8 protein-coding genes and 1 pseudogene are annotated in these 12,492 nt (G+C 63.3%); 3 read left to right on the top strand and 6 right to left on the bottom strand.

All coding sequences use genetic code 11. The features are described 5' to 3' along the window. Positions 1-98 precede the first annotated feature (98 nt). From TC41_RS17110 to TC41_RS01815, 3 genes are all read right to left on the bottom strand, one after another. The gene (locus tag TC41_RS17110; protein ID WP_014463267.1) at positions 99-3,770 is read right to left on the bottom strand and encodes an AAA family ATPase; all 3,672 of its coding nucleotides are present in this window, start codon (positions 3,768-3,770) and stop codon (positions 99-101) included. Further along, on the bottom strand, positions 3,767-5,044 hold the full coding sequence (locus TC41_RS01820; protein ID WP_014463266.1) for an exonuclease SbcCD subunit D: 1,278 nt from the start codon (positions 5,042-5,044) through the stop codon (positions 3,767-3,769). The genes TC41_RS17110 and TC41_RS01820 overlap by 4 nt, the downstream gene beginning before the upstream one ends. Positions 5,045-5,155: 111 nt before the next feature. Further along, entirely contained in the window at positions 5,156-6,076 is a 921-nt protein-coding gene (locus tag TC41_RS01815; protein WP_041694893.1) for a ribokinase, read from the bottom strand. A 97-nt stretch (positions 6,077-6,173) separates the two neighbouring features. Here TC41_RS01815 and TC41_RS01810 point away from each other — a divergent pair, with 97 nt between their 5' ends. Then, on the top strand, positions 6,174-6,872 hold the full coding sequence (locus tag TC41_RS01810) for a hypothetical protein (protein ID WP_148260099.1): 699 nt from the start codon (positions 6,174-6,176) through the stop codon (positions 6,870-6,872). A 72-nt stretch (positions 6,873-6,944) separates the two neighbouring features. Here TC41_RS01810 and TC41_RS01805 read toward each other — a convergent pair whose 3' ends face one another. The 3 genes from TC41_RS01805 to TC41_RS01795 are packed head-to-tail and all read right to left on the bottom strand — an operon-like array spanning position 6,945 to position 11,220. Next, positions 6,945-8,162 (bottom strand): ABC transporter permease, encoded by a 1,218-nt coding sequence (locus tag TC41_RS01805; protein ID WP_014463263.1) that lies wholly within the window; start codon positions 8,160-8,162, stop codon positions 6,945-6,947. Continuing rightward, entirely contained in the window at positions 8,162-8,881 is a 720-nt protein-coding gene (locus TC41_RS01800; protein WP_041694891.1) for an ABC transporter ATP-binding protein, read from the bottom strand. The genes TC41_RS01805 and TC41_RS01800 overlap by 1 nt, the downstream gene beginning before the upstream one ends. Further along, positions 8,878-11,220 (bottom strand): HlyD family efflux transporter periplasmic adaptor subunit, encoded by a 2,343-nt coding sequence (locus TC41_RS01795; protein WP_041694890.1) that lies wholly within the window; start codon positions 11,218-11,220, stop codon positions 8,878-8,880. The genes TC41_RS01800 and TC41_RS01795 overlap by 4 nt, the downstream gene beginning before the upstream one ends. Positions 11,221-11,483: 263 nt before the next feature. On the opposite strand from TC41_RS01795, the gene TC41_RS17190 reads away from it, so the two are divergent. Together TC41_RS17190 and TC41_RS17355 are read left to right on the top strand one after the other, a co-directional pair. Continuing rightward, positions 11,484-11,813, top strand: a complete 330-nt coding sequence (locus TC41_RS17190; RefSeq protein WP_374952861.1) for a DUF6788 family protein — start codon at positions 11,484-11,486, stop codon at positions 11,811-11,813. Positions 11,814-11,864: 51 nt separating this feature from the next. Next, positions 11,865-12,486: pseudogene (locus TC41_RS17355) on the top strand (transposase); the annotation flags it as partial. Positions 12,487-12,492: the final 6 nt, after the last annotated feature.

Raw genomic sequence — 12,492 nt, 5'->3', positions numbered from 1 at the left:
CCATGCGCGCAACACCCGGTTTCGTCGAGCTCGCATCCGGCCCACCGCATGAGCACGTTGGCTCCTCGGGCATATCGCGCTCGACGCCCCCCTCTCCCTCACGCCCGCTCCAGCCGCACGCGCGTCCCGCGCCCACCGGGCTCCGCGGGTTCGACCACCAGCCGGCGCGGCACGCGCTCGCGGAGTTCCGGCACGTGGCTGATGAGCCCAATGGCCATGCGCTCGTGGCGGAGCCGTTCGAGCGAGGACATAACCACGTCCAGCAGTTCGGGATCCAGCGTGCCGAAGCCCTCGTCCAGGAAGAAAAACTCGAGCGGATGCTGGCCGCGAAGCTGGATGTGCGCGGAGAGCGCCAGCGCGAGGGACAGCGAGGCCACAAACGTCTCCCCGCCCGACAGCGTCGACACGGGGCGCTCGACGCCGCCGAGGTGATCGTCGCGCATCACAAAATCGCCGTTCGGCGCGAGCACGAGGCGGTATCGGCCGTGGGTCAAGGAAGCAAGCCGATCCGACGCCTGCCGCACTACCTGGGCCATCTCCTCGCGCCCCACGAACTGCACAAACGCGTTGGCCCGGAGCACATCGCTAAGCGTCTTCAGCCTGCGTGCTATCTCACGCGCCTGCTCGAGCTGCGCGCTCACCTCCGTGAAGCGGGTGCGCCGGGCTTCGAGGTCCTCCAGTTGTTGCCTGCACGCGCCGACGCGCTGTTGCGCCTCGCCGTGCGCCGCCTCGGCCGCCTGTGCACGGGCCCGGGCCGCGGCAAGCTCTTGCTCGTCCACGCGCCTGCCTGCGAGTTGGCGCTCGAGATCGGTCAATCGCTGTCTCACCGCCTGGACCGCGTCCCGGTACTGCTCCATCTCCGCCTCCAGCGCGTCCGCTTCACGCGCGTCGAGCAGCGCGTCCCGCACGTCACCCGGCGTGGCAAAGTCGGACTCGGCGAGCGCCGAATCCATGGCCTCTCGCGCGCGGGTCTCCGACCGAAGGGCGGCTTGCAGCGCCGCCTCGGCTTGCGCCGCCTCTGTTCGAGCCTTGTCGTGCGCCACGTCGGCCTCCTGCCTCGAGCGAACAGCCTCGGCCAGTGCGCGCCTCAGGGCTTCGAGCGCCGCTTCCACGTCTGCGCGAGCCTCCGCCACCGGCCGCCCGCCGGTCATCTCATGAAGCCTGCGCCTGTCGCTCTCCTCGGCTGAACGAAGCTGCGCAACCTGAATCTCCACCTCGTGCGCTAGGCGCTCCGCCTCAAGTTTCTCCCGCTCCGCCTCTTGCAGGCGGGCGTTGACCTGTGCGAGATCCGCCGCCAGCCGCTGGCGCAGCGCATCCGCCTCCGCAGCCTGGCGATCGTCGTCCTCCAGGTGGCGCAGCCGCTCCTCGACCGCCTGGGCGAGCGCCTCGCCCTCGAACCCGTCGCCAAACGACACCGCTTCAGCGGCCCGGCACAATGCCTCCGCCGACGCCCGCACCTGCTCCTCCGCCAGATCCGCGCTCGCGCGCTGGCGCTCCCACTCGACCTTCGCTGCCTTCAGGCGCTCCTCCGCTGCCAAGACCTCCCCGGAGGCGCGCTGCAGGCGCTCGGTGAGGACCGCCCACTGATCCGCCAGTTCCTTCGCCCGACCTTCCCACGCCGCCCACGCCTCTTCTCCCGCCGCAATCTCGTCCGCCGCGCGGCGCAGATGCGGTCGAAAGCCGTCCGCCGATTCGGGCACGTCAGCCCCCGCCGCGCCCGGCGCCTCGGGCCACAGTTCCGCGAGCGCCGTGAGCCTGCGCGAACGTTCTTCCTCCGCACGCGCCAGGTCGCGCTCTGCCACTTCCGCCTGCGCAAACGCCGCCTGATACTGTCGCTCCGCATCTCGAAGCGCGTCCTCCGCTTCGCGCCACGCGGATTCCGCGCCGGCCAGGGCGAGATCGTCCGCGTCGGTCCATGGCTCCGCTTCGTCCACCGCGCCGGCAGCCGGGTTTGGGTGATGCGTCGAACCACACACCGGACACGGCTGCCCCTCCACGAGTTCACGCGCCAAGGCCGCGAGAAGCTCGCGCTCCCGCGCAGCCCACCGCGCATCCCACTCGGACCGCAGCCGCTCCATGGCCTCCCGAGCCGCCTCAGCCGCGTTCGCGCGCGCGTTCCGGACCTCCTCCGCCTGTGTCCGCGCGCGCTCCACCGTCTCCCGCCGTTTTCGGGCCGCGGCGACGGCCTGCTCCGCCTGCGCGAGCTCGTGCACGCGCTCCTCCGCGCGCAGAAGCCAGGCGCGCAGATGGGCGATCCCGTCGCGCGACACCGGGGGTTTCGAGCCTTCGTGCGCCGCCTTGGCCGCCTCGAGCGCCTGCGCCTCGTCGAGCAGGGCGCTTCTCGCCTCCTGCGCGGCGCGGTACGCCCGTTCCGCGGCCTCCACCTCCGCTCGCCGCACGTCGAGGCGCTTCGCTTCCTGCGCCCGGGCAAGGGCTGCGGCCTTCCAATCGTCGCGCGCGCGGCGGAGGCGGTCCAGGGCGGATCTCACCTCTGGCGGCACATGGTGCGCCCGGAACGCGCGTTCAGCCTCTTCGATTCCATCCCGAAGTGCCTGCGCCTCCGCCTCCAACTGGGCGCACGTCTCCTGCGCAGCCGCCAAGCGCGCCCGCTGCGCCTGGAGTTCTGCCTCTGCCTCCGCCGCAGCACGCGCCTTGTCCTGCCATGCGCGCTCGAGCGCCTCCGCCTCCCGGAGAAGGGCCTGTTGCGCGAGAAGCGCGGGCTCCTCGGCTTCTCGCCTGGCCGCGGCCTCCCGCTCCGATCGCGCGGCGTCATCCACCCGCGCCTCGGCCTCTTGGAGCGCAGCACTGGCAGACTGCGCGCCCGCCTCGGCGGCTCGCACCCCTTCCGCCGCCTCTTCCCACGCCTTCACCAAGGGCATCAGGACGGACGCGCGGCGATGGCGCAAAAGCTTCTCCTCCACGCTCGCCATCTCGTCCGCCCGCTCGCGCAGCCGATCCGCCTCGGCCTCCGCTTGTCTACGCTCCGCATCCAGCTCGGCCACGCGTTCGAGATCTCGCAGGTGCGCCTCCGCGTCTCGCCGCGCCGCTTCGGCCGACCGAAGGGCCGAGGTGGCCTCCTGAAGCGCGGTCTGCGCCCGCGCCAGCGCCTCCTCGGATGCATCTCCCACCTCGGCAAGGGCCGCTTCGAGCTGGCCGACCTCCTGGTTGCCCTCCGCCAACCGCTGCGACACCTTGTCCGCCAACTTCTTGCCGTACCGCTCGAGGCCGAACAGCCGCTCCAGCATCATGCCGCGCTCCGCGCCGGACAGGCGGAGAAATTCGGCGAACTGCCCCTGGGGCAGAACGACGGCGCGGGTGAAGTCCTTGTCCGTGAGCCCGAGGATGCGCTGAATGGCGGCGTCCACCTCTCTCGCGCCCTCCGCCACCATGACGAGCCCCGGCGCACCGCTTTCCGGGTTTTCCAGCTCGAGCAGACGACTCGCGGCCGTCGTCACCGAAAGCGCGGTGTTTCCGCGCTTGAACGCTCGCTCGACGCGATACCGCCTGCGCCTCTCCCCGGTGCCAATCTCGAACTCAAACACAATTTCCATCCGCGCCTCGAGCGGATTCACCGTTCCCTGCGTGTTGTGAGACGCCCGCGTGGCACTCCCGAAGAGCGCCAGGGTGATGGCGTCGAGAATGGTCGACTTCCCGCTTCCCGTCGGCCCAAAGATGCCGAACAGGCCGTGTTCGGTCAGCGCCTGAAAGTCAATCTCCTGCCGCTCCCGGTAGCTCCGGAGCCCCTGGATGACAAGACGAATGGGCTTCATGCGCCCACCTCCTCGCTGGCGTCGGCGGATTCCGTCGAGCCCTCGGCTTCGTCCACATCCACGTCCCGGACGAGCTCGAGGAACAGCTCGACCAGCGCATCGTCCGGCGGCACGCCGACCTTCTCTTCGAAGAAGCGGCGGAAGAGCGCCTCCGGCGAGGCGGACCTCGACGTCTGCACGTCCTGTGATTCGGCGGCCTCTTGCAACGGCAGGACGGGCCGGATGTGGACGATGTGAGGCGCAGCACCGCGCAGGTCCTGGATGTCGCGCAGCGCCAGCTCAGTGTCCACGCGCACCTCGAGATCGATCCACGCATCCGCATCCCGCCCCTCGCCGAGCCAGGCGTGCACCTCGGCGAGGCTCGACGCACGCCAGCGCACGAGCGGCCGCCCCGAAGCGAGCGGAATCTCCCGCCACCGCGCGTGCTCACCCGGCTCCACCTCCACAAGCGTCACCGATTTCTGCTGCCCCGCCTCGGAAAAGCTGTACGCGATGGGCGATCCGGCGTAGCGAATGGGCACCCCGCCAGGGCCCTCCATCTCCTGCGGGCGGTGCAGGTGGCCGAGCGCGACGTATTGCGCGCTCGCGGGGAACGCGGACGGATCGACCGCATACGCGCCGCCCACCTGAATTTGAATCTCCGAGTCGCTCTCTATGCCGCCTGCGACGTAGACGTGGCTCGCGAGCAAATTCACGGTATCTGGGCGGAAGTGGCGGGCGAGATCGGCAAACCAGTCGGCGAGGCGCTGGCTGTAGCTGCGCCGCATCTCGCGCTCCTCGAGGGAGTCGAAGAGGACCTCGCCGAGCCGCGACTCGGAGGGGTAAGGCACCGCGGCAATGCGGGCCCTGTGCGGGCACGACGGGACGGCCAGTTCGACGGCGCCCACGCCGCCCCACGGCCGCCACACGGCATCCCGGCGCGCTTCTGTCGGGCGGATCTCGTCCTTCGGCAAGCCGACGAGCACAATGCCGAGGGAATCCGCCAGCCAGCGCGGGGCGCGGATGCGGTCGGCGTGATCGTGATTGCCAGCGATGATCACCACGCCGCGGCGCCCGCCCGCAGCCAGCCTGTGGAGCGCATGGTAGAACATCTCCTCCGCCTCTGCGCTGGGATTCACGGTCTGATACACGTCCCCCGCCATGAGGACGAGATCCACCGATTCGTCGTCACAGATGGCGGCGAGTTCCTCGATGAACTTCCACTGTTCGGGCGCGCGATCCCGCCCTTCAAGCGTCTTGCCGAAATGCCAGTCCGCAGTATGGAGGATGCGCATGGGGAGACCTTCTTTCCGAACGAAGTGCGGCCTTGCACGGCCGTTGCAAACACATGTTCGATTCGACGGAGAACATCGGATTTCCTGCCGGACCCGTCAACCGATTTTGTGCTAGTGACGAGATCGCAAAAATGCCTCCACCTCACTGCGCGCGGGGATGCTGTCGGCCGCGCCCATGCGTGACACACAGAGCGATGCGGCGGCCGTGGCGTAGCGCAGGGCCTCGCGGACATCCTCGCCGCCGTCCCACGCGGCCACAAAGGCGCCGAGCCACGTGTCCCCCGCGGCCGTGGTGTCGCGAACCTCAACCTGCCACGCAGGGAAGTGGACGATGCCGCGGGCCGATGCCGCCACGACGCCCTTTGGGCCGAGCGTCACGATGGCGAGCCCCGCCCCTCGCGCCAGCATGGCCTCCGCCGCCTCTGCTGCCGCGCGCCCGTCGGACACCTCGCGCCCCGTCACCCGGGCAGCCTCCACCTCGTTCATCGCGATCACGTCGCCACCGCGAAGCACACCAGCCGGCACCTCCGACGGCGGTGCCACGTTCCACACCACGCGCCACCCGCGCAGGTGTGCCGCACGAATGGCAGCCATCACGGCGTCCCGCGGAATCTCGTTCTGCAGCATCACGGCCGTCTCGCGCGGCTCCTCCGTCGCGAGCAAGGCGCGCTCCACGGATTCCGGCGAGAGGGCCGCGTTGGCGCCCGGAATCACCACGATGCGGTTTTGCCCGCTCGGCTCCAGGAAGATGATCGCCGTGCCGCTCGGCCCCGGCACCTCTGCGACGCCTGAGACGTCGACGCCTGCACGGGCCAGCGAATCCTTGAGCATCGGCGCGAATGCGTCTGTCCCCACAGTTCCTATGATGCGCACGCGCACGCCCTGCCTCGCCGCGGCAATGGCCTGATTCGCGCCCTTGCCCCCCACCTGATACCGCGCCGATTCCGCCAGCACCGTCGCACCAGGCCCCGGCATCTCTTGCACCCGTGCGACGAGATCCACGTTGATGCTGCCGATCACGACCGCGTCCACGCCGCCACCTCCGCTTTCAAGGCAAATTTGAGGTTCTTGTCCTAGCTTCGATGGATACAGAGGAACATCTTTCACGTGATCACAAGGGGGTATGTCGATGAAAAGCACACGTTGGACCCGCCGGCTCGCTGCAGTCGCCACGGCCGGCACCGTCCTGGCCGCAGCCAGCCCCATCGCACTCGCCGCGCCCAGGGGACTTCACCTCGGCCATCCGGCTGCCGTCAGCCGCGGCCTGCATGAGAGCATCACGCTGACGGATGTGGAAGCGAATGCCTCCGCAGTCAACGCGCTGTATCAACAGTATGAATCGTTGGTTCAGGCAAGCGGCTCGTCCACGCAGCCTGCCGCCGTCCAAAAGCTCATCTCGGAGTTGCAGTCGGACCTCACGGCGCTTCAGAACGCCACCTCAAGCGAATCTGCGCGCCAGACGATGAACCAAATTCTCAAGCAGGTCGCCCAGGCCGAGGCGGCGCTGCGCGACACGCACGCCCTCGCCGCCCTCGAGCAGCAAATCTCAAAGGAGTACAGCCAGTTCACGCAGGAGTTGAACCAGGTCACGTCCGAAAGCAACGTGCCGACCGGGCAACTGCGCCAGCTCTGGAACCTCGAGAATCTGCTCATGGCAAAGTTGCGCGAGGCCATCCGCGCGCTTGGCGCAACGCCGACAACCACACAGACCTCAACGGGCTCGAGTACGTCCAGCACCAGCTCGAACTCGACGAGCAGCGGCGCTACCACCACGTCCAACAGTACGTCGAACACGTCAGGCGAAGCCAACACCACATCAACAACTTGAGGATCAACAAGATGCGCCGGGCAACGCAAGGGAGATTGCCCGGCGTTTTTTCGCGTCGTGATGCGACGCTCGTCATTCGAAGCGCAGCGCATCAATCGGTTTGAGGCTCGCCGCTTTTCGGGCCGGATAAACACCGAAGATGAGACCAACCGCGAGCGAAAAGCCGAGTGACGCGAGTGCCGCCACTGGAGAGAACAGATCTCCGTCCCCCGTTACCATGGACATGACCCAGGTCCCTGCGCCGGCTAAAATGAGCCCTGAGCATGCGCCAGCAACGCTCAACATGGTGGCCTCCGTTAAGAACTGGGCTGAAATGATGCGGCGCGTAGCGCCTATCGCCTTGCGAATGCCGATCTCGCGTGTGCGTTCCGTCACCGATACCAACATAATGTTCATGATCCCAATACCGCCCACAAGAAGCGAAATCGCAGAAATGCCATCCAAGAGTAGCGTCAAAATGCGAGAAACGCCGCTTAACGCGTTGAGAATGGTCGCCTGATTCACAATCTGGAAGTCGTCGGATTGACTGGGAGCCAACTGATGCATCGCCCTGAGCGTCGATTCAATCTCCAACTGCGCGCGGTCCATAACATCTGGTGATTTCGCCGCCACGAGGATCTCATTCACCGTGTTGCCACTTGCGAATAGGTTCATAGCCGTCGTGTATGGAATGGCGATGGCGTCGTCTTGGTTCGAAAATCCACTCGCGCCCTGGCTGGCTGCTACGCCCACAACAGTGAACGGAATTCCGCCGATTGAGATGGTTTGTCCGACAGGATTGACGGCCGTGCCCGAAAAGAGGCTCTGGTATGCCTGGCTCCCCAACACGGCCACATCCGACGCGTCCTGTACTTCTGAGGGGAGAAAGTAGCGCCCCTTGGCCATCGTGACGTTGCGGATGGACGGATAATCCGCACTCGTGCCTTCAATGGACGTGTTTAGGTTGTTACCACCGCAGATCACCTGTTCATTCGCCGTCACCAACGGCGATACATAGGCCACATCTGGGTCCTGCGCTAGAATAGCCTGCGCGTCTGCCACGGTAAGCGTTGACACGGCTCCAAACTCGCGACTGACACCACCCACGGTGACGGATCCCGGTAGCACAGTCAATATGTTTGAGCCAAGGCTCTCCACCTGTTTGGTCACGCCCGCTTTCGCGCTGAGACCAATCGCAGAACTAAGGATGACCGCCATGACACCGATGATGATGCCGAGCATCGTCAGGAATGAACGCATCTTATTCGCTTGGATGCTTCTCCATGCCACGCGCACGATCTCGACGAACATCAGCGCTCCCCCTCGTAGGCCGCAGCGGTATCTGACTCAACGCGACCGTCACGAAATCGGATCACCCGTTCCGCGTGGCGGCCGACCTCGGCGTCGTGCGTGACCAAAATGATGGTGTTGCCCTGTCCGTGCAACTCGTGAAGAAGCGCAAGGATGTCCTCGGTCGTTTTACTGTCCAAGGCCCCCGTTGGCTCGTCTCCAAGAATGATGTTCGGCTGATTGACGAGCGCCCGAGCAATGGCGACGCGTTGCTGCTGTCCTCCTGAAAGTTCATTCGGGCGATTGTATGCGCGCTCCTTCAGGCCGACCTGCTCCAACGCCGCCATCGCTCGCTCCCGCCGTTCTCGAGGCGGGATCCCCATGTACAACATCGGAAGTTCGACGTTTTCGAGAGCGGTCGTGCGAGGCAGAAGATTAAAATTTTGAAAGATGAAACCGATCTTCTGATTCCTCACCGCGGCAAGTTCATCCTCCGACAGCGTCGACACCTCAACGCCGTCCAGAACGTACGTGCCACTCGTGGGAACGTCCAGACAGCCCATGACGTTCATCATCGTCGATTTGCCCGATCCCGACGGCCCCATGATGGCGACAAACTCGCCTGGCCAGATGTCCAGCGTGACGTCATTGAGTGCCCGAATAACTTGATCTCCGATGAAGTATTCCTTCACAATGTTTTGCATGTGCACCAGGGGCTGATGTTTACTTGAGAGGCTCATCCTTGACGGCCTCCCCGGGCAGCGCCACCAGCAAAACCTCCGCCGAGTCCCGCCCCGAACCGGAACGGAGATGTAGACGACTCGCTCTGCACGAGGGCGCTTGCCGTGGATTCAGGCAACGTCAGGAGAATCTTTTCACCGGCTTGCAGTCCAGCGACGATTTGCACCAAGTTGTTGCCCATCACGCCCACCTGAACAGGTTGAAAATAGGTGCCTTTTGGCGCAAAACTGCCCGTCCGAAATCCTCCATGCCCAGAGGACGAGAAGCCGCCCTGCCCACCGCTCGCGTTTCCGCTTCCATTCCCGGGACCATTGTATGTCCCATTGCCGATCCCGTTGCCAGACTGACGAAATGAGGCTTGATTGCCTCCCGAGAAGGCACTACCAACAGGACGCGTTCCCACGACAAACACACCTTCTACGGATCCCAACTGGTGCAGGGCAATAGCCGGAACTGCCAGCACATGTTGAAGCGTTGACGTCACGATGTCGGCACTCGCTGTCATACCCGGCTTCAAAAGCCCTCCGGCATTGTCCACACTTGCGACCACTTCATATTGCGTGACGTCATTCGTTGTGGTTGGTGTTGGATATACTTGCACGACGGTGCCCGAAAACGTCCTATTGGGATAAGCGTCGACGGTGAACGTCACGGAATCCCCGGCCTTTACCTGGCCGATTTGCGACTCGTTGACTTCAAGATCCACCTGGAGGTCAGAAGGGTTCAGATCTTCGAGTTGAATAAAGCCCGTTGTTCCCGAACCTCCGCTGGATGCGCTGGACGCCGAAGCCCCTTGCGACGGCAACTCGCCGACCTGGCCATTGACTGCAGTGACCACGCCGGCGATGGGCGCGCGCAGCACGGTCTCCGATTCCGACAGTTCGGCCGACTGGAGATTGGCCTCGGCAGTTGCGAGTTGCCCCCGCGCATTGGTCACCGCAGCCTCGTCAGACGCGATGGTCGATGGCGTTGCGGGCTGTTGATCATTTTGCAATTGAAGCTCGGCAGTTCGAAGTTGTTCTTCCGCCTGCGTCACATTGTTCTTGGCCTGTTGGAGCGCCTGCTCAGCGCTCGTACGGTCGTTGTACGCTTGCTCGGCGGCTTGGAGGGCTTGTTCGTCCTGCAGCACAGTGTCTTGTGCCTTCTGTTCATTGAGCTTAGCCTGTTGTTCGTCGTTTTGCAGTACGATCTCCTCGTTCCGAAGTTGTTGCTCATCGCTTTGGATGCTCTGTTCGTCCTTGGAAACGGTCTGCTGGTTATTTAATTGCGTTTGCTGCAACTCTGCCTGGTCCTTTGAGATGTTGAGTTGCACCTGCTGGATGGCATCCTCGTCCTGATTTACCTTCTCCTGATCTTGGGTCACTTGATTCTGCGCGTTTTGTATGGACTGATACGCGTTGTTCAGATTGTCGTAAATCTGTTGAGCGTTGTTGACGGCACTTTGATAGGGGTTCGATCCCGCATAACCCCGCTGCGCCCAACTGTCGTAAAAGCTCAATTCCTGCTGATACTGCTCATATGCTTGCTCCACTTGCTGTTGGGTAACGTTCGGGTTCTCCTGTTCCACGACCTGCAGGTTATTCTCGTCCTTCTGGAGCTGTTGCTCATCTTGTTGCAGTTGTTGTTGATCAGCCTGGAGTGTATCTTCGTCCGATTGGAGTGCCTGTTGGGCGAGCGTCTGTGAATTCGACGCAGATTGTTGATCGCTCTGCAACTGCTGCTCGGCGTTTTTGATCGCAGCCTGATCGGCTGCAATTTGCTGCTCATCCAACTGGACCGCATCGGACGCGGCGGTTTCTTGTTGCTTGGCCTCCATCAGGTTCAGTTCGGCCTGTTGAACAGCCTGTTCTTGCGACGAACGATCGTTATACGCCTGCAGCGCCAGCTGATACGCCTGCTTTGCCTGCTGGACGGCGGTTTCATCATCGGCAACGGCGTTCTTATCGAGCGCAATCGTTTGCGGAGTAGCCCCGGTCTTGTCCTGAGCGAGTTTCGCCTCTGCAGACATCAACTGTGCTTTTGCTTCGGTCACACCCGCTTCGGCCTGCTGTAACTGCACTTGCTCCGATGAATCGTCCAATTTGGCAAGCACCTGTCCAGCCTGCACGCGCTGTCCAACTTTCACATAGATGGCACTGACCGGAGCATTGGATAACAGGAAACCGAGATTGTACGTCGAAGGCGACGCGACTGTCCCGGACGTGCTCACTGTCTCTGTAATGTTACGGTACGCCACTGTGTACTCCGTGCCGGCATACACCGTACTTCCTGACTTCGTCAGGCTCAACCCGACAGGGATCCCGACACCTAAAACGACCACGACAGCGGCGCCGGTCAAGATCCACTTCCTCCGGGACCTTCCACCGCAGCGAACTCGAACTCTTGGATTTGATTCAGGCTCGATGGCCATCACGACTTCACCCCACACACGTCTCGCTAGAATGCGGCAAATGCGCCGCTGCTCTAGCTCTCGAAACATAATGTAGGGCTATTGGATTGAAAGCGTATTGAATTGCGGCCTTTGCAGCGAGAGCTCTGAAAAAGTCATTGTTCATTGGGCGATTTCACGGTATTCTTATATGTGTATAACACATCGGATAGGTGGTGATCCCTTTGTCTAAAAGAAGCATCCTCGTCCTACATCGAAATCGTCAACAGCAACACTTGCTCGCTCATCTCGATGGAGCGATCGCTGGCTCACTTGTCGAAACCTACCGCACTTGTGGCAAACCCAATTGCATCTGCCATTCCGGGCAAAAACACGGGCCGTACTACCTGCTGACGTGGTCGGAGAATGGCCGGACGCGTACCTGCCACGTCCCCGCCGACAAAGTGGATGCCGTACGCACTGGGGTTGAGCGTTTTCGCGCCGCGCGAGAGGCGCTACAGAAACTGGGCGAGTACAATCGCCGTCTGATGCTGGAGGACTGATCCTCATGCTACACGCGCTTCCCGGATTCACGTTCGCTATGGGATGACTGGTTGATTCGAAAGCTGTTGCCGGAGAATCACATTCTTCTTGCCATTGACCAACATATCGACTTTTCTTTCGTGGAAGAAGAAACCCGCGATCTGTATAGTCTCCATCATGGCCGTCCCGCCTATGCGCCTGAACAGCTCCTGCGTGTGCTGTTTCTCGCGTACTTCTACAACCTGTCAGACGTACGGGTTGCAGAGGAGCTGCGGTACAACCTGTTGTATCGTGCCTTTGCCCACTTTTCTCTGGATGACGATACCCCCTGACGACTCCACCCTGGTCGTGTTCCGCCGCCGACTGGGACCTGAACGATGCGCCCGGCTATTGGACCGCATCGTGGAACAGGCCCGCCAAAAGGGGCTTCTTGAAGGGAAACGGCAGTGTGTGGATGCCACGGTGATTTCGGCGAATGCAGCCGTACAAAACCGGAAGGAGTTACTCCGTGCTGCACGGCGGCGTCTGTTCCGTGCTTGGGAGCGCATAGATGCCAAGACCGCTGCGGAGACGGCGAACCAGCTACAAGAAGAGTACACGAATGCATCCGAGCCGGACCTGGCCAAAGAGGAGAAGTTGACCCAACACTTGCTCGACGCGGTTGATGCTGCGGGCCATACTGGTGTTAAGTCAAGTTTG

This window comes from Alicyclobacillus acidocaldarius subsp. acidocaldarius Tc-4-1, from assembly GCF_000219875.1.
GTDB lineage: Bacteria > Bacillota > Bacilli > Alicyclobacillales > Alicyclobacillaceae > Alicyclobacillus > Alicyclobacillus acidocaldarius_A.
This window is presented reverse-complemented; position numbering and strand designations above follow the sequence as displayed.